Consider the following 22,928-nt stretch of genomic DNA (forward strand, 5'->3'; position numbering starts at 1 on the left):
CTCCCGATGAATGGCATTGCCATAGTCAGGAGGTCCCTCCACGGCTCCCCGCATTAGCGGGGATTCGGTCGGGATGACCTTCATATTTTGATTAATGAGCGCCCAACCCTTCCATTTTGGCGCGCTCACCGGGGCAGTGCGAAGGCCACATACGCGTCGCCCGACCTCGTCCCCATCTTCCCTCCGCCGGCTGCTATGACGACGTATTGCCGGCCGTTCACCGCGTAGGTCGCCGGCGTGGCGTAGCCGCCGCTCGGGAGCCGGGTCGACCAGAGTTCTTCCCCCGTCGCCCGGTCGAACGCCCGGAAGCGCTCATCCTTCGACGCCCCGATGAAAAGCAGTCCGCCGGCCGTGGCGATCGGACCGCCGTAGTTTTCCGTCCCGGTCTTCGGGATGCCCCGCGCCGTCAGCTCCGGGATCTCGCCGAGGGGGACGGACCACAGGATCTCACCCCGGTTCAGATCGATGGCGTTGAGCGTGCCCCAGGGCGGGCGCACGACCGGGTAGCCGTTCGCGTCGACAAACCGGTTGTAGCCCATGTGGTTGTACCGGACGGCCGCTTCCGGTGAGGCCGTGAGCCCCTCGGGCTGCGGGTCGCCGAATAGGAAGGCGACGATGGCGTCGACCTCGTCCGGTTTCAGGTAGGGCAGTGCCGGCATCCGCACGCCGCCGCCTCGAACCTGCGCGGCGACCTGTTCGCGCGTTTTCCGCTGGCCGATGCCGGCGAGCGACGGAATCCCCGTCGCGTCCGAGGCGCCGGCGCCGTGACAATTATAACAGTAATACGCAAAGAGCTGCTGGCCGGCGGAGAACGAACGCTGGCTTGCGTCCAGGTCGATCTTCCGCATCTGGAGCACCCACGGCATCTCGTTCGCGTTGACGTACAGGATCCCCGCGTTCGGATCGTGCGCGGCGCCGCCCCACTCGCCGCCGCCGTCGAACCCCGGGAAAATGATCGTGCCCTGCGTGCTCGGCGGGACGAACTGGCCGGCGCTGCGGAGCCGCGCCAGGCTGTCGCGGAAGACGGCCGCCTGCTCCGGGAACAGGTCGTTGATGTCGTCCGGCCCGAGCTGCTGCCGGGCGAAGGGCGGCGGTCGGGTCGGCAGCGCCTGCGTCGGCCAGGCGGCTTCGCCGTCCAGATCCGAAGGCAGGACCTGCCGCTCCTCGACCGGGAAGAGTGGCGCGCCCGTGTCGCGATCCAGCAGCCAGACGTGCCCCGACTTCGTGATCTGCGCCAGCGCGTCGATCCGCCGGCCGTCGTGGGTGACCGTGACGAGGTTCGGCGCCGCCGGCAGGTCGCGGTCCCAGATGTCGTGGCGGACGGTCTGGTAGTGCCATTTCCGCTCGCCGGTCGCTGCGTCGAGCGCCAGGATGGCGTTGGCGAAGAGGTTTTCTCCGTGCCGGTTACCGCCCCAAAAGTCGAACGCCGCCGAGCCCGTCGGCAGGTAGACCGTGCCGCGTTCGGGGTCGAGGCTCATGCCGCTCCAGACGTTGACGCCGCCGGTGCGCTGCCACGCGTCCGCCGGCCAGGAATTGTAGCCGTATTCGCCGGGCTGGGGGATGGTGTGAAAGATCCAGGCCCGCTCGCCCGTGCGGATGTCGTAGGCGCGGATATGCCCCGGGGCCGACGGCAGCTCTTCCGCGACGCGTCCGCCGACGATGTAGAGATCCTGATAAACCACGCCGGGCGTGTTCAGCGACCAGAACGTGCCGGCGGCGTCGCGGTCAAGCCCTTCCCGAAGGTCGACAAACCCGCCGGACCCGAACGACGGGATCGGCAGCCCCGTGCGGGCATCGAGGGCGAAGAGCCGGTGGCCGGCGCCGTAGAGGAGGCGTCGGTCGTCGCCCGACTCCCAGTAGGCCACCCCGCGACTGACGCCGAAGACGCTCGGCGCGTCGCCGGCGGCGTACAGGTCGAACACCCATTTCTCGGCGCCGGTCGCCGCGTCGAGGGCGAAGAGCTTCAGCCGCGGCGAAGCGCCGTAGAGGACGCCGTCGACGACGATCGGGTTAAACTGGATCTGGGAGCGGTTGCTGGAGTCGGCGTCGCCGGTGTGGTAGGTCCAGGCGACGTCGAGCCGGCCGACGTTCGTACGGTCGATCTGGTCGAGCGTCGAATACTGGCTGTTGGCGAGGTCGCCGCCGAAGTAGCGCCAGTCGGTGTTTCCATCGGGGGCGGCGCAGGAGGAGAGGACGAGTACCAGAATCAGCGCGGTGCGGGCCATGTTTTCTCCCTGTAGAATCCAACCACGCAGCATCCGACCACGTGGCATCAAACCACAGAAAGTAGGTCACAGCCGCCGATTCATACAATGCGGTCCGTCCGAGCCGGCCGATTCGGCCGCGCCGGCCCGGGAGCGACACCCTCGCGCCGCGCGAAACGCCAGGGTGTCGTATCCCTCAATGCGCGAGCTGTATCAGAAGCACGGATCCACCGTGAGATCCACCATCGTGCCACCGCGCACGGTGTTGTCGATACCACAGTCCTTCACGCCCTCGTCGGGGCCGGCCTCCAGCTTGTTTCGGACCGAGGCCCCCGTAAAGAAGCCAAAACGCACCGATTCGCCGGCCAGTTCGTAGTCATACAGACCGTTGTTCCATGCCCGATTGCCGGTGGTTTGTTCTTCGTGGCCCCGTCGATGACAAGAAATCAATATTCAGAGTTGTCATGCGATGTATTTCCTGTGGCCAACCAGTCCGTGGCCGGGATGATCGAGCCGAGGATGTGCATCGGGCGCTTTTGCCAAGGGCATCGGCATCTTGCAGAAGAAATAGCCGATGAACGAGTTGCTGGACGGAATTGTCCATCAGCTTTCCCTCAATCCGCTGATAAAAATCGATGAATGCATTGCTCACGGTGTTGCGGAAGACACGGGTCGTCTCGGAATTCGTGACCACAATGCCATGAACGAGGCCCAACTCGCCGGTCCGCCACGCGTTGGACGCCACCACATTGTTTTCCCGCGATGAGCACCTGATCGCCGCTCCCTGAACCGGGGGCAAAACTGACAGCGTTGTGTTCGCCGTCCGTAAATATCCCGCGTTTTTCGTGGTAGATGCCGAAATATGGGGGTCTAAAGGCGACACGAATGTCCAACGTGCCGGCGGTAACCAGAGTCGCGAGGGCTTCTGAATGCTGGAATAGCGACCTGTTATCGAGAAGTTGTGTCAGATCCCTCAAAATCGCTTGTTCTATAATCGCTTCTCTATTCTTATAGCCTTTCTCGAGGGCCTGAATGTCCTCATCAAGTAGCTCTGGAGAACAGATAAGTCTGATGGTCCCACCACGTAAGGCAAAATCTACCACACTCCTACCAATAACAAGGAAGGCACTGGACCTAAAGTATCCAACGGTTCGATCGTATGTCTTGGCTACTGAAAGACATGGACCGTAGAAATCACCTATGAGATCATGCTCACCAGTCCGGTACTCCAGTTGCAAAGAGAGGTCGCTAAGGTAACGAGGCAGTGCCTTGACCTGATGGGTCGTCATCTAGTTGCACCTTCATCTGGCTATGTTCCTGAGATTGGCTGCAGTAATTTGGAACCGAATGCACACCCGTCCAGAAAGGCATCGAATAGAGCAGCACAAGCCAGCGCACAACCTTCCAAGAGTCTATCATCGAGCAGTCGCATTCTCCTGTAAGTGGACTCGAACAATCAAGGAGGTATCGCTATGAAGCTAATCGAACCAATACAATCGCTTGCTTACGGTGTTCGAGCGTAGGCATACAAATTGTTAGCGATAAATGCGGGTAGATACACAATGGATGCGATTGCCCTGGGGGCTAGCATCATATTTGGGGCACTCGAATATAGCTTAACTAATATAAACTCGTCTCGGTCGTCATTAGCGACGAAACATACCAATGAGTTATTTCGAGAGAGCGCTTAATACAATCTAGTTGTTGTACCCACCAACAAAAAAAACCCTTGCAAGCCAACGACTTACAAGGGTTGTTGTGGGTCCTAGTGGACTCGAACCACCGACCTCTACGATGTCAACGTAGCGCTCTAACCAACTGAGCTAAGGACCCGAAAGGGGACGCAATATATCGCACCGGGGCGAGGCATGTCAACCCCGTGTGCCGGATAGGTGGGGTTGTACGCGCGATTCCCGGTCGGGATCTCCTTCAAGAACATTTCGCACGCCACACGCCGGCCCCACGGATCGGCTGTTTTTTTCCGGGCTTAAGTTTCTTCAGGCGCGGCCGATACCCCCAATGCAGCGCACTCCGCCCGCCTGCTTCCCCCACCTGCTTACGCATCGCCAACTGTTATGAAGTACCCCCTGACGATCTCGGGCATGGACACGTACCAGGCTTCGGACCGATCCGCTCAAGACTCGGCCTACACCCAGGGCCACGCCGCCGCCGGCAAGGTCCCGATCCTACGCCGATTCCCCCCGGCGCTGCAGTTCATCACCCGCCCGGAATCCTACATAGAGGCCCAGCTGCAGGCCGCCGCGACCCTCGCCTTCAAACAGGGACGCCGGCTCGACCAGATCTGCGGCACCCTCTATCATACTGCGCTCGGACTCGGCTATCACGTCACGATCGGCGTACAGGAAGTCTATAGCGCCAACATGCCCAGCTTCCCCGGCGAAACGGTGATGACGGCGCTCCTGATCATCGATGCGGTGGAACTCCGCCCCGGCATCGAGGCCCCGCCCCCGGGGTACAATTAGGTTCTGTCTAAAAAATCCTTCAGACAGCAACGTATCCTGCACGTGATTCAGGATCAAACGATGTTTTGGATGCTCCGGGACAACCCGAACGATTTTTCAGACACGCCTTGTTTGAGGATGCAAGACACAGGATGCAGGATGGGGACGCAAGAACGACATCGACAAAAACCATCCTGCATCCTGCATCGCGATAAAATCTAAGTGCCAGCAGCAGCCCCCGCGGCTGCCCGAACCTTTCCTCCCTCCGTCCGTGTACAAGCCGGCCGGCTCCTGCCCTGGAGTCGGCCGTTTTTGCTGGGCGCCGGCTCCTGCATGACCCGGCACCTCGCATTCCGTACAACGCTTTTCCCGGACGATGCACCACGACACTACCGCTATCGAACCCGATGCCCTGGCCAGCCTGATCCGGGCGCGCCGGACGATCCACCTCTACCGGCCCGAAACCCCGCCCGTCGAAACGATCCTGAAGGCGCTCGACCTCGCGCGCTGGGCCCCGAACCACAAACTTACCGAACCCTGGCGGTTTTACCTGCTCGGCAGCCAGACGGCCGAAGCCATCGTCGAGCTGAACACCGAGATCGTGACGGCCGCAAAGGGTCCGGCCGCCGGCGCTGCCAAGCGCGCGCGCTGGCTCGAGATGCCCGGCTGGCTCGTCGTTACCTGCGTCCGCTCCACGAACCCGCTTCGGGCGAAGGAGGACTACGCCGCCACCTGCTGCGCCATCCAGAACGCCATGCTCTACCTGTGGAATGAGGGCATCGGCATGAAATGGGCCTCGGGCGACGTCATCCGCGACGCGCGCTTTTGCGAAATGCTGGACATCGACCCGGAAGCGGAGGAGGTCGTCGGGCTCTTCTGGTATGGCTACCCGGCCGAATCGCCGGAGACGAAGCGCAAGCCGCTGGAGGATGTGCTGCAGTGGCGCCCTTGAGGGGCCCCTCGTCATTCCCAATCGAGTTGGGAATGACGCCGGCCAGCCATGAAGTATAGGGCAGCTCTACAGTCCCACCGTCACATGCACACCCGGCGGAGACCCCGCCTCCAAGGGCGGCGACAGGGCGATCGAGAGATCCGGGGCGTTGACCTTGCCGGCCTGGACGACGGCCGAGATCCCGGATAGGAGGCGATTGGCCACGAGCAGCGCCGCGTAGATGGAGCGCCGGCGGCTGAAGGTTTCGGCATCGTCGCGCAGCTCGCGGAAACGCCCGAAATCCGCTTCGCTTGCCCACTCCCACTGAAACGCGCGCGTACTCACATAATCGAGGCGATTCCAGGCGCGGTTGCGCAGCTGGGCGTCGAGGTAGTCGTCGGACGACAGGTAAGTGGCCAGGTTCAGGTAAAAAGCTCTATCCTTGCCCTCGATGAGGGCGCCGGCGCGGGAGACGGCCAGCGTCTCGTAGCTTTGAACCCGCTGTCCCTGCTGCCAGTTGGCCCCGAGGAGCCCCAGCCAGAGGCTGGCGTCGATCCCCGCAAACAACGTGGCCTTGCCGCGCCACGACCCGCCCTGCACGTAGCGATGGCCGAGACCCGGCAACAGCAGGCTCGAGGCAAACGCCTTCGCCGGCGTCACGCGTCGGGGCGCCTCCTGTGCGTAGGCGGGCATCCCCACGGATACGGCCAGCAGCAGCGCTACCCAGTTCAAACGTCGGACCTTGTACTCAGAACGGGTCATAACCGCATCTTTCGTAATGAAAATCAACATCGCACACCCCCACCGCTGGGACGTCTCGCCGGCCGAGGCCATCCGGATCCAGCAGGATCTCGCCGGCCTGGTGCGCCACGAACCGCTCGCCGCCGAACCGGGCACCATCGCCGGGGTCGATGTCAGCATCCGCGGCGATCGGGCGCGGACGGCGATCGTCGTCGTTTCGATGCCCGACCTGGCGGTCGTCGATCAAACAACGTGGGAGGGCGACGTTCCGTTTCCCTATATCCCGGGCCTGCTCAGTTTTCGCGAGATGCCGTGCATCCTGCCGGCCCTCGAGGCCCTGCGCGTCTGGCCCGATGTCTTCATGACCGACAGCCAGGGCATCGCGCATCCGCGGCGTTTCGGGCTCGCCTGCCATCTCGGCGTCGTGCTCGATTGGCCGGCGTTTGGCGTCGCCAAGAGCCGGCTGTGCGGGGTTTACAAAGAACCCGGGGTCAAAAAAGGGTCGCGCGCGGCGCTCACGGATCGCGACGAGCCCATCGGCACGGTGCTCCGGACGCGCGACCGCACCCACCCGGTGTACGTCAGCGTCGGGCATCGGATCACGCTCGCCGAGGCCGAGCGCCTCACGCTGGCCTGCTGCCCGCGGTACAAAATCCCCGAACCGACGCGTCTGGCGCATGCGTTGTCGTACCGCACGGTATGACGTCGAGGTCACCTGCGGCGCGCTAAAACCGCAACCCCATCCGGACATTGATCGTGCGCGGCGTCAGGCGGGTCGGGACGCGGGTCCAGATGCCGTCGCTGCGCGGGATCCACGAATACGCCACGGTATTGACCATGTTGAACACGTTCAGGATCTCTCCCGTGATCTGGAGGGACACCGGGTTGCGAATCCCCCGATCCGCAATCACGACCTCCTTCGAGATCCCCATGTCGAACCGAAAATACCGCTGATAGCGGGCTGAAAACCGGTCGCCCGGCACCTGCGTCACGATATTGCCGATCCGCTCGCCCTCGATGGGGGGCGTATACGGCAAACCGCTGCCGAAAAGGGTGCGCAGATGCAGCTTCCAGGTCTCGTCGCCGGGGATGTAGTCGGCGATGTAGATCGAAACCGTGTGCCGCTGATCCGTCGGACGCGGGTTGCTGCCCTGTTTGAAGTCGTCCCGATACGCCGGCAGAAACCGCTCGCGCGACATCAAGAAGCTGTAGTTCGCCCAGCTCTCGAGCCCGGGCACGAACTCGCCGCGCACCTGGAGGTCGAGCCCGAACGCCTCCCCTTCCGCATCGTTTTCGCCGGAATACACGACCCGCACATTCTCGATGTCGTACGACACGATGTTCGTGAGGTCCTTGTAATACCCCTCGGCGCGGAGGTAGAGGCGCGACTGCGGCAGGAACCGCTCGATGCCGGCCACGAACTGGAGCGACCGCTGGGACCGCAGGTCCCGATTCAGGTTGTCCAGCAGATTGATCGCCGGATCCGGCTCGCCGCGCAGCTCGCGGTAGGTCGGCGCCTGATAATAGATGCCGGCCGAGGCGGTGAGCGTCGTCTGCTCCGAGGCCAGAAACCGGGCGGACAGCCGGGGGGAGACGGTCCACTCGCCGTTAAAATCGTAGTAGTCGGCCCGCAGCCCGCCCGTGAGCACGAGCCGGCCCGACTCCGGCAGCACGTCGATAGCGTCCTGGACATAGACGCCGCCCTGCCAGGCATCAAGCGCGGCGGCGCCGTCGAGGCTGTCGACCACGATGCGGACGACATCGCCCTCCTGCGAACGCCCGATCACGACCGATTTCTCGACCAGCTCATCGTCGAACCGGAGATTGCGCACCATGCCGCCGGCCTCGAGGGCATGGCGATCCAGCCCGAGGATCCAGCGGCTCTGCGCGGTCCACGTATCCACGCCGATCCGGTTGTTGGCCTCGTCCTCCGTCCGCGAAATGCCGGTCGCGAGAAACTCGGTGTTGTTGTTCGGATCGCTGCCGGGGTCGACCAGATAAAGCACCGCCGACCCGGAGATGTCGAAGCGCTCCTCCTCGATCGTCTTGAAGTAGGCGACATCGTGCATCGCCCGCAGCCGGCGGCCGATCTGGCTGTTGATGCGCGCACCCCCGAAACGGGTGGCATAGCCGTCCTTTTCTTCGCCGTTAAAATCCAGCCAGAGCGATTGCAGGTTCGAGGGGACGCGGGGATCCTGACTTACCGTCCCGAAAAACGTGCGCCGGTTGCTGGGATCGAGCCGGAAGACGTGATCCGCCCAGATGCCCATGGCCTCGATGTCGTGCCGGGGCGTCAGGCGGTAGGTGACGAAGGCCTGCACGTCGGTATAATCCGGCTGGTAGTTGCCTTTCAGCTCCTGGGTGCCGAAGAGGTAGCGGGCGCGCGCCTTGCGGAAGCCGGCGACCCAGCCCATGCGGCCGTTCAGCAGCGACGACGAGGCGGTGGCGGACGCGTCCAGCAGCGAGAGCGAGGCCGAGGCGGCGAACGGCTCGCTCGTCGGCCGGCGATACTGCACGTCGAGCGCCGACGACAGCTTGCCGCCGTAGCGGGCGGGAAAGCCGCCGGTGTAAAACGTCACCCGCTCGGCCATGTCGGCATTGAATAATCCCAGCCCCTCCTGCTCGCCCTGCCGCGGGCGAAACGGCATGTAGACCTCGAAACCGTTGAGGAAAATGAGGTTTTCGTTGAACCCGCCGCCACGGACCGAATACTGGCTCGACAGCTCGTTGTTGGTGACGACGCCCGGGACCACCTTGAGCGCCCGGAATCCATCCTTCAGCGGGGTGGGGATGTTCTGGATGGCGGCCGGATCGAGTTCGTAGACGCCGGCGTCCTGGTAATTCGCCGCCGCGTCCTCCACGGTGATGCCTTCCATTTCGAGGGTTTCATCGCGCAGGGATACATCGAGCGTGGCGACGCGGTCTCGAACCACCGTCACGGAATCCACCCGGGAGATGAAGCCGACGGAAGAGAAGCGCAGGGCGTAACGCCGGGCGGGGACGCGAAAATGGTAGTAGCCGGTTTCATCCGCGGCGGTGCCGTAGTTGGTGCCGTCGACCAGCACCGTAGCTCCAGGGATCGGCCGGCCCGACGACGCTTCGGTCACACGACCCTCCACCTCGCCCCAGTTCTGGGCGAATGCAGCGGGAACAGGACCAACGAGAAACAGACCCGTAAGAAATAGGAAGGCGAAGCGCATGATGCACTGCAACCGATTATAGACTGAACAGGAAAGGTGCGTGGTATCAGTCTACCGGGTTCCTGGTCTCCTGAGATGAGCGATACATGGGAAAGCCTCGAACGATGCATGGCACGGGACGTTCCGGGCCGGCAGGCTCGCTATGCTGTCATATCGGCCGATCCGCTCCCCAGAAAAGGAGATGACTTCACGCCGCCGTCAACGTGCCGCCCCGCGCCTGCCGGAGCGCTACGATGCGCGTGAGGGGATAAGGCGTGTCCGCGTCATCGCGTCGCCCGGGCGCCGCCGGCATCGTGTAGACGACGCAACGCGTCCATCGGGCAGGAGGGCGCTGACGTTCAATCTGGCGCCCCTCAATCGGGCGCCCTTCCATCCGGTTCAGCTCGATCCGATGCATGTCGTGCTCGCAAGTCTGTGTGAGGTCGGCCGGGGACCGCACGAACCGCCATCCATGCGCCCCCGGCCTTGTGCAACCATGATGGGACCAAGATAGAACCGGGTGGATGACACCTGTGTGTCACATGTGTTTTACATAGTTTTCAGCCGCGCGAAATTCTTCGACGGGATGCGGCCGGAAAACAAAAAACCCCGCTCGCAGGACACGAGCGGGGTGCAGGTATTCGGTCCAGGCCGGCTCAGTGTTCGGTAAACGTAGGCACCCTGCGGGACGCGGCCTGGCTGCGGTCGATGGCGGCCTTGAGTTCACGCGCCGAGAAGGGCTTGGCGAGGTAATCGTTCATGCCGGCGGCGAGGCAATTTTCGCGGTCGCTCGGCATCACGCGGGCGGTGAAGGCGATGATATAGGGATGCGCGTTGTCGCCCAGCTCCGACCGGATCTGCCGCGTGGCCGTCAGGCCATCGAGTTCGGGCATCCGGAGATCCATCAGCACGACGTCGTAGGAGGCATCCAGCACGGCGCGCACGGCGTCGGCGCCGTTGTGCACGACATCGACCCGATGCCCGAGGTCGCGCAGCATGTGATCCGCCAGCTTTTCGTTCGTGATTTCGTCTTCGGCCAGCAGGATACGCAGCGCGCCGTAGCCGCCGTCGCCGGATTCGGCCGGCGCCGAGACGGCCGGCCGCGAAGGCGCCACCTCACTCTTCTTGCGAAACACGCTGCGCAGGAGGCTGTGGAGGTGCGCCATGCTCACCGGCTTGAGCAGATAGACGGCGTCGACCTGCCCGCTCCGATCCTGCACGCTCCCGTCGTCCAGCACGATGAGCGGCAGTTCGGCGCTCGTACGGAGCTGACGGAGCTGCCGCGCAAAATCGTGGCTGGTGTAGATATCGTTCTTGAGGTCGACCACCACGGCGCCGAAACGTTCGCCGGCGTCGATCCACTTCAGCGCCTCCATCGCGCTGCCCGTATCCAGCACGGTCATGCCCCACGACTCGGCCTGCCGCTGGAAACGCTGGCGGCTGATGTCGTCGTCGTCCACCACGAGCACCTGCACACCTGCATCCATGACGTCTTGTGCCGGCGCTTCCTCGACGACGACCGGCTCCGCCGGCGGCACTTCCAGGACGGCGGTGACATGGAACACCGACCCGATGCCCGGTTCGCTCTCCACCCAGATGCGGCCATCCATCAACTCGGAGAGCCGGCGGCAGATCGCCAGACCGAGACCCGTGCCGCCGAATCGGCGGGTGGTGGACGCGTCGGCCTGCGTAAAGACCTCGAAAATTTCGCCCTGCGCCTCGCGGCCGATGCCGATGCCGGTGTCCCGCACGCTCAGGTGAAGCTGGACGTGATGATCATCCACCGTGGCGCCGGAAAGTTGTACGCTGACCTCGCCCTTCTCGGTGAACTTGAGCGCGTTGGAAAGCAGGTTGACGAGGATCTGGCTGAGACGCGTCTCGTCGCCGATGACCGTGTCCGGCACCAGGTTGTCCACCCGGCCCCGCAGTTCGAGCCCTTTTTCCACGGCGCGCGGGGCCATCAGCTCCACCACGCCCTTGATGAGGGTGCGCACCTGGAACGGTCGACGCTCCAGCTCCATGTGGCCCGACTCGATCTTCGAAAAATCCAGAATGTCGTTGAGCAGGTTGAGGAGGCGCTTCCCGTTGGCCTGGATCGTGTTCGCAAACTCGCGCTGCGTCTCGTCCAGCTCCGTATCGAGCAGGATATCCGCATACCCCAGGATGCCGCTCATCGGCGTCCGGATCTCGTGGCTCATGTTGGCGAGGAAGTCGCTCTTCGCGCGGGTCGCGGCGAGCGCTTCTTCGCGGGCTTCGCGGAGCTTGTCGACGGTCTGCGTAAGCTGCTGCTTCTGCTTCTCGAGCTTCGTCTTGGTGACCTCAAGATCGCGGGCGTAACGCACCAGCTTGTCCTGCGCCACCTTGAGCTTGGTGATATCGCGGCCTACCGACTGGAATTCGATCACATTCCCGTCGTCATCCAGAATCGGATGGTCCTGCCACAACTGCCATTCGATGCTGCCGTCTTCTCGCGCGAGCGGCAGCTCGTTTTGTACGGTCGTGGGGTCGACGATGAGGTTCGTGATGCGCTCGCGGGCCTCGGTGCGATGCGGTTCGGGGAACAGGCTGAGAAAACTCTTGCCGACGAGTTCTTCGTTGGTTTTCCCGAGGTACCGGCAATACGCCTCGTTGACGAACGTGAGCGTGGTATCCGGCAGGAAGTGGTAGACAAACTCGATCTGGTTCTCGACGACGGTGCGGTAGCGTTCCTCGCTGTGCCGCACCTCCTCTTCCATCTGCTTTTTGTCCGTGATATCGATGCAGGAACCGATGTAGCCGGCAAATTCGCCCGTGGCCGTATAGCGCGGCGACCCCGAATCCAGGATCCAGCGGTAGGTGTTGTCGGCGCGGAGGAGGCGGTATTCGACGGTGAACGGCTTCTGCAGGTCGAACGAGCTGCGATAGACCGACTGAAAGCGATGCAGATCGTCGGTATGCAGCGATTGCGTCCAGCCCATCCCGAGTTCATCGTGGAGCCGCCGGCCCGTGAATTCCAGCCAGATCTGGTTGAAGTACGTGTATTCCTGGTCGACGCCGGACATCCAGATGAGCGCGGGCACGGAGTCAGCGATCTGGCGGAAGTGCGCCTCTTTTTCGAGCAGCTCCTGCGTGATCTGTTCGACTTCGATGAGCTCCTGCTGGAGGTCGCGGTTCTCGCGGCTGAGCTTGGCGCGCTCGGTGCGGGTGCGGTCTTCGATGACGGTGTCGATCCGCTGCTGCTGCCGCGAGATCTGACCCATGAATCGCTTGACGCGGAGCGAGGCGAGCGTGAGGCTCCAGATCGCCCCCAGCGAAATGGCGCGGATGATCACATCGTAGAGAAAGCCGTCGTCACCCAGGGTAAGCAGAAAGCCGAGGACGGAAAGCGAGGAGCCCAGGATGGACAGGAGCAGCGTCTGGTGCCGGCTGTAGATCCAGAGGGTGGAGATGGTGACCAGGATGTAGGGAACCCCGCCGGAGACCCCGATGGACGAGGTGAGCTCCACGATAAAAAACACCGCCGACGCCACGATGCCCAGCAGGACCAGCCCGAATTCGCGCTTAGGGGAAGCTTTCATACGCGGTATTGTCAGATACTCGAAGATTCAGCAGCGGCTCCTGGGGGTAGCAGGAGATCATCGGGGGGCGATGAGTGCTTGAAGTCGGCGCCGAAACGGTAGCGCGAAGTAGTTCCAGGACGGTAACAGACCCGTCGCAGGCGGAAATTCTTGCCGGGCCACGGGCGGGCAAAGCCGCTGCGTGGAAAGCCGGCGGACGCGACTCGGGGGGTGGCGTCACGACGCGCGGACCGGTGGCTGACGCGCCCGCGCAGAATCCCGATAGAGTATACGGATCGACTATATCGTCTTTCCGGCCAAGCTGTGCTCGATGTGTCACAAAACTATGGCGTTGCAGACCCACCGGGATCGGTCTTTTCTCTACCGTCTTCCCGGAAATCGCCGACAACAGAATGTTAACATAAGATTTCTCTTAAGGTATCAGGACCTAATCCGATACCTCTGGTAGCACATCAAAAGAATGGACGGAGGTCACTACGGTGGGGTAGGACCTCCGTCCTGCACCTCTCAGAACAGACAGTGCGATACATTCGCCAGGGTGGGTAAACCTGTGCGCCAGTGGGTGGCGGCTGCGTTTGCTCGACTTCTGGGTGTATCGACGCGCGGCCGGTGAGCATAAGCCGGCCGGGGGAAGTTTTTTCCGTACCGGCCTTTACCGACCGTTCAGCACGAAAGCAGACCAGTAATAGGGGTCGGCCAGCCGGCCCTTCGATTGGATCAGACCCCGTTTTGCATCGCGCAGGGCCGCGGAGAGCGGCGCCTCGTCGAGCACCCGGCTATAGAACTGCGTCATGAGGCGCGCCGTGGCGGCGTCCTGCACATTCCAGAGCGACACGAGCACGTTCTGCGCGCCGGCGTAGAGGAAGCCGCGCGTAAGTCCGATGAGTCCTTCCCCCCGGATCTGCCGGCCCAGACCGGTCTCGCAGGCGCTCAACGTCACCAGCTCGGCATCGAGTTGCAGGTTATAGATCTCCGCCAGCTCCAGCACCCCGTCATATCCGCCCGTCGTGTCCGCCTGAAGCACGATGCCGGACCGCAGCGGATCATCCGCATTCACGAACGCATGCGTAGCCAGGTGAACGAAGCGATGATCCCTGAGCGCATCGCGAATCGTCGCCTCCGTCGCCTCGTCTTCCAGATACACATCGGTCTTCGCGCCGAACAGGTACCGCAGCACGCCGCGATCCTGGACGAAGAGCTGTTCGATGCTCTTGACTTCGTCGAACGTGGCGGGCAAAAAGCCCCGATTCACCTCGACGGGTGCGGCGCGGTCGCCGAGCAACAGGGCGCCTCGCGACCCGTCGAGCAGTCCGTTCGAAAAGACCGGCGCGTACCCCACAAAGTCCTTGCGCGGCGAAACGCGCTCGGCGCGGGTCTGGATGTACAGCGTCGCGGAGTAGGCATAGCTGATGGAATGGGATTCGATCAGATAGGGCAGGTCGCCGTAACCGACGGTGGTATCGACGGATGTCGTCAGCAGGGCTTCGAAGGGAAGCTGGCTCAGGTACGCATCCGGCACGATCACCAGATGTTTGCCGGCGACGATCGGCTCGACCGGGGCGATCAGCCGGTCGTACAGGGCACGCCCTTTTTCCAGGTAGGCGCCTCGATCGTGCGACACGATGGCCCTCCGCAAGGCCGTTACGTCGTCCGCCGCCGTCGAATCGATCGCCGCCGCGACAACATCAAACGAGGCGGGGGTTATCACGAAGGTATAGAGCGAATCCTGCCCGACCAGGTATTCGACGAGGGCGTCGTTCGAGCCGGCGAGCTGCGTCTGCACGTCGGCTACCGAGGCGGAGGCCGCATGATGTTTCAGCCTGTAATAGTCGGGGTACTCCGCCTCGAAGCGTTCCAGCAGGGCATCGTGGGCGCGTTTCAGCGCGAACACTTTCCCCTGCCACAGGCCGACACGGGCGCTATCGGCGGCATCGCCCCGGGCCTGTTCCTCGGCGAGGCTCTGTGCGTAGTAGGTCAGCCGGAGTCGAATATCCTCCTCTTTTCGCAGCAGGGTATCGGGGACGCCGCCAAACGTTCTGGCGCGCGTGGCCATGATGGACGAGGTCAGAACCAGGCCCCGGCTCTGCTCGGCAAAATCGAAGGCCGCCTCCCTGAACGACGCGTCGCCCGTGGCGGCGTGAAGTGCCAGCGACGCCGCGATGGCCGGCTCGTACATTTGATGGGTCTGCTCGACCCACGTGAGCATCGAGGCCTCCGTCGGGTGTTCCAGTAGATCGTTGCGCACGAGCGCGCCGGCCTGGCGATAGGCGGCAGAAGCCGCGATCAAATACGACGTGTCTCGCGTGTCGTGGTAGACGGTGCCCAGGTAGCCGGCTTTTTGCGTCAGCGTTTCGAAGAACCGCCTGGAAGAAAACGCGGTGTAGGTCTGTGCGTCGGGAAAATCGAGTACATCGGTAGACGTGTACCCGTCCAGATTCACTTCAAACGCCTTTTGAAAGGCGCCGAGCGCCTTCTGCCGATTCCCGGTCGTTATATAGATCTGCGCCACATCATTGTAGGCCTGCGCCCTGACAGGACGCTCCAGGCCGAGATCTTCGAGGATCCCGATGCCCTCTTCAAAAAGCCCCAGCGCCTCGTCGTAGCGCTCGGTTTTCATGGCGATGGCTGCCTGATTGAATAGGGCTTCCACCGCGGCAGGATGCCTCGTCCCGTAGATGCGTGAGGCGATAGCTCGATATTTTTCGTAATAGGCTTCGGCCTGCCCATAGTCGGTTTCACGCTCGTAGTAGGCGCCCATCAGCCGATAGACCTCTGCCATATGTCGATTCACCTCGCCATACTGTTGGCGGATGTTCTCCATCGATCGGACGATCAAATCGAAGGAAGCCCGGTAGGCCCCCCTGTTCTTCAACACGGTCGCCCTGCGAACATCCAGAAGAAACCGCAGCGGATGGCGTACATATTTCTCGAGATCCATGGCCCTTTCTGCCTGATCGTAGTACTCCAGGGCGAGATCGTACCATCCCAGACTGTTGTAGACGCGACCTATGCTGTAATATCCGCCGGCGATGTCGATGTGCTTCGCACCAAAGAGCCGATGACGGATGGCCAGGGCGCGCTGGAAGCTTTCCAGCGCGTGCTCATAGTCTGAAATGGCGATGTACTCATTGCCGATATTGTGATAACTGCTCGCGACATCGTTGTGATAGTACGGCAGCATGCGCGTTCTCATCGCCAGCACGTCCGCGTGGTACGCCCTGCCCTGATCGCGATCGCCCTGACTCGACCGCGCCAGCGCCAGGTTGTTCAGGGTTTTTGCATAGGATATGCTGTCGGCCCGCGTCAGCAGGGGGGATAGGGCGATCCGCTGTCGGTAATAGGCTTCTGCCCGCTGAACATTCCCGAGCGCCTGTTCGACCGTACCCAGAAAGTGGTAACTCTGGGCGATTTCGCTATGATGCGGTCCGTACCGTTGGAGACGGATGTCAAGTGCTTCTTGATGGTAGCGTCGGGCCTCTTCGAACGCGCCGAGGAGCCGACTGCTCATGCCCAGCAAATCCAACGCGGTAGCGCGTTGGGCATCCGGTGTGGCCTCGCTTCGATCCGCGGCATCGAGGGCCTGTTCGACCACCGACCGCGATTCCGTGGCGCGACCCAGCTCGAGGAGATACCGCCCCTTGACCAGCGACGCGCGCAGGATCGAAGCCGGCTCTCCGCTGGATGCGAACAGGCTTTCGGCCAGCACAATACGGGGCCAAACGGAGTCGAATTTGGCTTCGAGAAGCCAGGCATCGGCTTCTTCCAGGGCCAGCCGGGCGCGGGCCGTATCCGGCAGGATCTCAGACGACATCGCGTAGACGTAGGGCAGGCCGGCGACGCCGTCCTGCGCGTCGTCCTCATCCGGGTACAGGCATCCTGCGAGCGACGTGAAGGCAAACAGACCGATAACGAGCGGTATCGACGCGCGGCGCGTGGGGGGCATGGCTTTCCGAGCTTCTGCGTGGGGGGGATCCACCGCGCCGGCATAACCCGCGGCGACAGATGCTGGAATATTCAACGCGGGCCGCACTTCCGCCAGATGGCTCAGAAAATATCATCTTCCGATCATCTTTTTTGGATCCGGGACCTCGCCGGAGCCCATCCCCCAACAAGAAAATGCCCGGCCCCGCAGGTGCGGAACCGGGCAAAGCGGCCGTAGGACATCGGCGCGAACTTGTTCTTTCGAGAGAGGCAGTCTGAGAAATGCCGAGCGGCGAGATCTGCGTTGGAAGAGAGGTGTATCTCGGCTCGCTAGAGCGGCCGGCTTCCCCCACCCGGAAGCCGTGCCGCTCTGCGACGCTATCGCTCTATCACTGTCTGTTGAAGTGCGGAGACAGATGTGCTGATTATCGACGGCGGAGTCGCTGCGCCTTGTGCTCAAGGGTTTCCCCCACCCGGAAACCCGTTTGAACAGCGCCGCTACCCGGCGGCCGATCTGTAGACATGCTTGTGAAAGAAGGGAACCGAAACCGCTCCATCATGCGGCCCCGATCTGAAACCAATCTACGACATCGATCGAGGGACGTTTGACCGACAGAGCACTGATTGTCGTGACCTAAAAATCACCTACACAGGTAAGCCATCGCTTACGATACTACCACCCGCCACGCGGGGACCATAATCCGCTTCGGCGCACACCGTGTAGGTAAAAACCACGAACCGCGGGATCGACCGCGACGACGCCGAAACGCCGGCGCGAGCGGACGCACGCTGGCCTGGACTGGTTAGACTTAAAAGGGGGATAAAGGGGGATAAAACGCCTGTTTTCACAGCCAGGACCCTCTCCCCCCACCTGGAAGGCGGGTCCTGGCTATGACGCTATCGCTCTGTCACTGTCTTTGAGATGTGCTTTAGACAGACATGAACTGGTGTAGCAATCACCAGCATGCGGATGCAATATAGACTCAAAATCACCGACCGCGCTGTAGGCGTGTTTGATGCAAGTCTTGTGGTCGAATTTACCTACAAACCCGATCCACCCCTTACGTAAGCCTTTCCTACGCCTCGTGTTTTTTTCTTCGATGCGGGGCGTTTTTTAGCCGGCGCCGTTTTTTCCCGCGATCGAGCCCAAAAAAGTGAGCGCGCGAAGCTCCGACCAGTACAGCTCGTCGCCGGCGAGACGCACAAAACCGACGTGCCCACCGTGACGGGGGGCCTCGAAAACGACCATCGGGTTGGCGGCGGCCTCGCGGGCGGGGTAGCAGGCGCGGGACAAGAAGGGGTCGTCGAGGGCGTTCACGAGGAGGGTCGGCCGGCGAATGCCGGCGAGGAAATGGCGGCTGCTGCAGGTCGACCAGTAGTGAGCCGCATCGATAAACCCGTGCATGCGCGCCGTGTAGCGGTTGTCGAACTCCCGAAACGTGCGCATTGCCTCCAGCCCTTCGAGTTCGACCGCCCCGGGGAACTGGTCGGCGAGACGGCGGATCTTGTCGCGCAGCTGGATCATGAACCGGTACTGATAAAAGGCGTTGGCCGGCCGCGTGAGGGTATCTGCGCACGCTTCCAGGTCGCACGGCACCGAAAAAACGGCGCCCCCGACGATGGCCGGCACCGCGTCGTCCCCGCGCTCGCCGAGGTATTTGAGCGTCAGGTTGCCGCCCAGGCTGAAGCCGACCAGCGCGATCTCGGCATAACCCAGGCCGAGCAGATGGTGGACCACGGCGTCGAGGTCTTCCGTGGCGCCGGCGTGGTACGAGCGCGGCCGGCGATTCACCTCGCCGCTGCATCCCCGGAAATTCCAGGCGACGGCGTCCCAGCCGTGGCGCACGAAGGCGCGGGCCATGCCCTTGATGTAGCCGCTGCCGGAGCTGCCCTCCAGGCCGTGGCTGAGCACGATCGCGCGCCCGGTCCCGCCGGGGCCGAGCCAGTCGAGATCCAGGAAATCGCCATCCGGCGTCTCGACGCGCTCGCGGCGATAGTGGACACCCGACAGCCGGCGCATGAGGGAAGGATAAACAGTTTGCAGATGCCCGTTGCGCAGCCAGCGCGGCGGCTGGTACACCGCGGCGCCCGGGGCGATGATCGTCGTAGCCTGCGTTTTCATCCGCGTATCCCGATAAAGCCCATCATCCGTCCGGTCACGCCGTTTTCGGCGCGATGCGAGAAAAACAGCGCGGTTTCCGCGTGGGTGCAGTGCGGCGAGATTTCCACGGCGTCATCCGGCACGCCGGCGGCCACCAGCTGGTCGAGCAGCACGGCCTTGAGGTCGACATGCGGCTTCGCCCCGGGCGCCCGGATGACGAAGCGATCGTCGAACCGGTCGGCCACTTCGTCGCCCACCTCGAACCGCTCCGCCGAGATGCAGGGACTCACGTAGGCCAGCAGATCGCCCGGCCGGGCGCCCTGTTCGGCCATCCGCGTCACCGTCTTCCCCACGATGCCGGCCGCCGCGCCGCGCCAGCCGGCGTGGCAGGCCCCGACGATTCGGCCATCCGCGGACGCCAGCAGCACCGAAGCGCAATCCGCCGCGCTGAGGCACAGCAGCAGCCGCGGCGTCGTGCTCACCATCCCATCGAATCCCCTGTACAGGCCGGCCGCATCGACGACACACACGGCGTCGCCGTGAACCTGGCCGGTGATCGCGAGCTCATCCAGCCCGAAACCGACCTCTCCGAAGAGCCGGCGCCGGTTTTCGAGGACGGACTCCCGGTCGTCGTCGGTGCTGAGCCCGAGGTTCAGCGTCCCGAACGGCGCCGCGCTGACGCCGCCGAGGCGTGTGCTGAAGCCGGCGGCGACGCCGGGGGCGCGGGTGAAGATATCGGGCCGAAGCCAGGTGGGGGGTTCGCTCATGCCGGCGAACCCGCCGCGCGCCGATAGGCCGCCTTGAGCTGGGTCTGAAAATGGTAGACGCCCTGTTCGCACTCGACGGAGAACCGGCCGCGGTCGTACGCCGGCGACGTCAGGCCGCGCTGCACCCACTCGCAGATCTCGATATCCTCCTGCTGGACATGATCACTGAAGGCGACGTCCTCCTCGATCCGTCGGGCCGCCTCGGGCGATGCGATATCCGCATAAAAGTAGTCGAACAACACGACGCAGCGGTCCGGACCGAGCGGCAGGACGCTGTTCATCTGCAGCCGGCCCGGCAGAATGTTGAGCATGCAGTTCGGGAAGACGAAATAATAATAGGCCGAGTCGGACGCCGTCCCGTAGCGGGTTGTCGTTTCGCTCAGCGGGCTGTATTGCAGCGAATAATGGGGATGCGTTTCGGTCTCGTAGCGGCCGACATCCAGTACGTCGCACAGCTCGGGGTGGACGTACGGGAGGTGGTAGCCTTCGAGGTAGTTGTCCACGTAAACCTTCCAGTTGCAGGCGACCTCGTAGCGCACACGGCGGGCGAAGCGGAGGGCGTCGAGCCGCATCGGCGCGATGCGTTCGGCGATGCCGGCCAGGACCTCCGGCAGCGGCGTCTCCGGCACGCCGGCGTGGACAAACAGCAATCCCTGCCAGGCCTCGACATGCACGGGCACGAGGCCGTAGTCTTTTTTATCAAACAGATCGACCCGGTTGAACCGGGGAACGCCGCGCAGCGACCCGTCCAGCTTGTAGGTCCAGCCGTGATACTTGCACTGCAGCATGTTCGCATGGCCGCAGTGCTCCATGGCGAGGGGCCCGCCCCGGTGCCGGCACACGTTGTAGAAGCCCTTCACCGAACCATCGGCGTCGCGAACGAGCACGACGGAAGCGCCGGCGAGGTCTGCCGTGAGGTAGGCGCCCGGGCGGTCGAGCTGGCCGAGATGGCCGGCGTATTGCCAGCTGCGCGCGAAGACGGCTGAGCGGTCCCAGGCATGGATATCGGGGTGATGGTACCAGCTCGACGGAATGGTGTCGGCCCGTTCGACCGGCGCTACGGCGAGGGTCTCGGGAGAGAAGTCGGGGAGGGGGATGGAGGACGATTCCCGCATACGGCATCCGGTAAGGTGAAGTCGCGGATGATACGTGCGGAACCGGGAGTCGATCCAGTCAGGCGAAAGCGTCGAGGTAATCGGTCAGCATCGGCCGCATGTCCTCGATCTCCTGACGCAGCGCCGGCACGTCGGAACATCCGACGGCGCCATCTTGCACCAGCAGGCGCCAGATCTCGTCCGCGAAGCAGCGGTCGAGCGCATCAGGCGGCGCGTCGTCGTCCATCGCGTGCGCCGCCCGGTTGCCGGCGGCCACGACGTAGATCATGTGCCGCAACGACGCGGGCATCGATCCGAGATCGGAATAGGTGTGGTGGAGCGCCATCACCTGCGTAAACACGGCCGGAAAACGAAGCTGACGCGCGAGGAAGCTGCCGGCTTCGACGTGGCTGAACCCGAAAAGCACGCGTTCGGCCTCGAGCACCGCGTAGTCGGTGCTAAAATCGCGCACCATCACCCCGTAGAATCGGGACGCTTCCTCGGGGAAATTGTAGAGCAGCAGCAGCTTCCCGAAGTCGTGCATCAGGCCGGCGGTAAACGCCTCGCTGGCGCGCTCCTGCCGCGCTCCGGCATCCCGCGGCGCGTCGGGGTGCATCAGAAAGAGGTAGCGCGCGAGAAACCCGGTCGCCACGCTGTGCCGGATGAAGTTCAGAAACGGAAGCGTCGTGGTGACATCCATCGTCGAACGCATCTCCGCCATATTCATGCTGAGGATGACGCCGGCGACCGACTCCGGGCCGAGGACCTCGACGGCTCTACGCGTGCTTCGGATCTCGTCTTCGGGCCGTTGTTGCGCTGAATTGGCGATCCGCAGCACGCGCGCCACGGCACCCGGGTCGTGCTGGATCGCATCGCAGACGGCCCCGACATCCGACGTGGCGCCACCCTGCAGAAGCTCCATAATCCGCAAAAACGTCTGCGGCAGTGCGGGATAACGGAGGTTGAGATGGGCGAGCGACGTGGTTTTGCCTCGGCCGGGATGATTCATCAGGGCGCGGAAAGAGCCATCATAGACAGTAATTTCCCTCAGTATCGGGCCGTCGTAGCGACAGGTTAAGCCGGCAGATGCAGCGCCAGGGCCTGACGAACCACCTCGCGGGGCATCTCGACGCCCGTCCACTGCACGTAGGAGGCGGCTGCCTGTTCGATCAACATGTCGAGGCCGCCGATGGCCAGCGCGCCGCTCGCGGCGACATCGGCCAGGAAGCGCGTTTCGCGCGGGTTGTACACCAGGTCGTAGCCGATCTGCTCCGGGCTGAAGCCGCCGGCCGGCCACGGCGTGGCCTCCGTGTTCGGTTGCATGCCCAGGGGCGTGGTGTTCACCAGCAGCCGGCTGGCGCGCACCGCCGGCGCGTCGTCCATGGCGCAGACGGACAGGCCGCCGCGTCGGTCGTAGCCGGCGAACGCGGTCGCCAGCGCTTCCGCCCGGGCCGTGTTGCGGGCCGCGATCCAGAGGCGCGCCGGCTCCAGGGCGCTCAGCAGGGCGTAGACGACGGCGCGCGCCGAGCCGCCGGCGCCGAAGACGAGCATGGATTCCCCCCGGAGGCGGTCGAAATAGGGCGCGAGCGGGGCCAGAAAGCCGACGATGTCCGTGTTGTCGCCGTGGAGCGAGGGCCTGGCGCCGTCGGAGCCGGGCCGGCAGACGACGGTGTTGACCGCTCCGACCGCGCGGGCGCGGTCCGACAGCGTGTCGACCCGCCCGTACATGGCCTGTTTATGGGGGATGGTGACGTTGGAGCCCACGAAACGCAGCGCCTGCAAGCCCGTCAGCGCGTCGGCCAGGTCATCGGGTGGCACCGGCATGCAGAGATAGACCATCGGCACGCCCTGCGCCCGGAACGCGGCGTTATGGATGATCGGGGAAAGTGAATGCGAGAGCGGATACCCCAGCAGCGTGACGAGCCGCGTCCGCGCATCGATCCGGTCGGAGGACGGGGAGTCGGCGTGCAT

At 63.6% G+C, this 22,928-nt stretch carries 16 protein-coding genes and 1 tRNA gene; 4 read left to right on the forward strand and 13 right to left on the reverse strand.

Going from position 1 to position 22,928, the window contains the following annotated elements; translation table 11 throughout:
• Positions 1-125: 125 nt before the first annotated feature.
• Complete coding sequence (locus R2834_21015; protein MEZ4702827.1) at positions 126-2,225, reverse strand: PQQ-binding-like beta-propeller repeat protein; 2,100 nt, start codon at positions 2,223-2,225, stop codon at positions 126-128.
• Between the two features lie 192 nt (positions 2,226-2,417).
• Positions 2,418-2,654 (reverse strand): hypothetical protein, encoded by a 237-nt coding sequence (locus R2834_21020; GenBank protein MEZ4702828.1) that lies wholly within the window; start codon positions 2,652-2,654, stop codon positions 2,418-2,420.
• A gap of 124 nt (positions 2,655-2,778) precedes the next feature.
• Here R2834_21020 and R2834_21025 point away from each other — a divergent pair, with 124 nt between their 5' ends.
• Positions 2,779-2,970 (forward strand): hypothetical protein, encoded by a 192-nt coding sequence (locus R2834_21025; GenBank protein ID MEZ4702829.1) that lies wholly within the window; start codon positions 2,779-2,781, stop codon positions 2,968-2,970.
• Positions 2,971-3,963: 993 nt separating this feature from the next.
• Here the strand turns inward: R2834_21025 and R2834_21030 are convergent.
• Positions 3,964-4,037 (reverse strand) — tRNA-Val (locus R2834_21030).
• A gap of 242 nt (positions 4,038-4,279) precedes the next feature.
• On the opposite strand from R2834_21030, the gene R2834_21035 reads away from it, so the two are divergent.
• Together R2834_21035 and R2834_21040 are read left to right on the forward strand one after the other, a co-directional pair.
• The gene (locus R2834_21035) at positions 4,280-4,687 is read left to right on the forward strand and encodes a hypothetical protein (protein MEZ4702830.1); all 408 of its coding nucleotides are present in this window, start codon (positions 4,280-4,282) and stop codon (positions 4,685-4,687) included.
• A gap of 355 nt (positions 4,688-5,042) precedes the next feature.
• Positions 5,043-5,618 (forward strand): nitroreductase, encoded by a 576-nt coding sequence (locus R2834_21040; GenBank protein ID MEZ4702831.1) that lies wholly within the window; start codon positions 5,043-5,045, stop codon positions 5,616-5,618.
• Positions 5,619-5,684: 66 nt separating this feature from the next.
• Here the strand turns inward: R2834_21040 and R2834_21045 are convergent, their stop codons facing one another.
• On the reverse strand, positions 5,685-6,359 hold the full coding sequence (locus R2834_21045; protein ID MEZ4702832.1) for a hypothetical protein: 675 nt from the start codon (positions 6,357-6,359) through the stop codon (positions 5,685-5,687).
• A gap of 16 nt (positions 6,360-6,375) precedes the next feature.
• Here R2834_21045 and nfi point away from each other — a divergent pair, with 16 nt between their 5' ends.
• Positions 6,376-7,041 (forward strand): deoxyribonuclease V, encoded by a 666-nt coding sequence (gene nfi, locus R2834_21050; protein ID MEZ4702833.1) that lies wholly within the window; start codon positions 6,376-6,378, stop codon positions 7,039-7,041.
• A gap of 22 nt (positions 7,042-7,063) precedes the next feature.
• Here the strand turns inward: nfi and R2834_21055 are convergent, their stop codons facing one another.
• The 9 genes from R2834_21055 to aroE all read right to left on the reverse strand — a co-directional run bounded on the left by R2834_21055 (position 7,064) and on the right by aroE (position 22,928).
• Positions 7,064-9,538, reverse strand: coding sequence for a TonB-dependent receptor (locus tag R2834_21055; GenBank protein MEZ4702834.1), 2,475 nt, complete (start codon positions 9,536-9,538; stop codon positions 7,064-7,066).
• A 187-nt stretch (positions 9,539-9,725) separates the two neighbouring features.
• Positions 9,726-9,935 carry a hypothetical protein gene (locus tag R2834_21060; protein ID MEZ4702835.1) on the reverse strand — a complete coding sequence of 70 codons (210 nt, stop codon included), beginning with the start codon at positions 9,933-9,935 and terminating at the stop codon, positions 9,726-9,728.
• Between the two features lie 238 nt (positions 9,936-10,173).
• Entirely contained in the window at positions 10,174-13,074 is a 2,901-nt protein-coding gene (locus R2834_21065; protein ID MEZ4702836.1) for a PAS domain S-box protein, read from the reverse strand.
• Between the two features lie 652 nt (positions 13,075-13,726).
• The gene (locus R2834_21070) at positions 13,727-17,017 is read right to left on the reverse strand and encodes a CHAT domain-containing tetratricopeptide repeat protein (protein ID MEZ4702837.1); all 3,291 of its coding nucleotides are present in this window, start codon (positions 17,015-17,017) and stop codon (positions 13,727-13,729) included.
• Between the two features lie 1,092 nt (positions 17,018-18,109).
• On the reverse strand, positions 18,110-19,117 hold the full coding sequence (locus R2834_21075) for an alpha/beta fold hydrolase (protein MEZ4702838.1): 1,008 nt from the start codon (positions 19,115-19,117) through the stop codon (positions 18,110-18,112).
• Positions 19,114-19,863 (reverse strand): peptidoglycan editing factor PgeF, encoded by a 750-nt coding sequence (gene pgeF / locus R2834_21080; protein ID MEZ4702839.1) that lies wholly within the window; start codon positions 19,861-19,863, stop codon positions 19,114-19,116. The genes R2834_21075 and pgeF overlap by 4 nt, the downstream gene beginning before the upstream one ends.
• On the reverse strand, positions 19,860-20,978 hold the full coding sequence (locus tag R2834_21085; protein MEZ4702840.1) for an aromatic ring-hydroxylating dioxygenase subunit alpha: 1,119 nt from the start codon (positions 20,976-20,978) through the stop codon (positions 19,860-19,862). Before R2834_21085 ends, pgeF begins: the two co-directional genes overlap by 4 nt.
• Positions 20,979-21,036: 58 nt before the next feature.
• Positions 21,037-21,966: an HDOD domain-containing protein gene (locus R2834_21090; protein ID MEZ4702841.1), complete on the reverse strand. Its 930-nt coding sequence runs from the start codon at positions 21,964-21,966 to the stop codon at positions 21,037-21,039.
• 65 nt (positions 21,967-22,031) lie between these two features.
• A complete protein-coding gene (gene aroE / locus R2834_21095) occupies positions 22,032-22,928 on the reverse strand; it encodes a shikimate dehydrogenase (protein MEZ4702842.1) in 897 nt (298 codons plus the stop codon).

The sequence above is a fragment of the Rhodothermales bacterium genome (assembly GCA_041391505.1).
In the GTDB taxonomy this organism is placed as follows: domain Bacteria; phylum Bacteroidota; class Rhodothermia; order Rhodothermales; family JAHQVL01; genus JAWKNW01.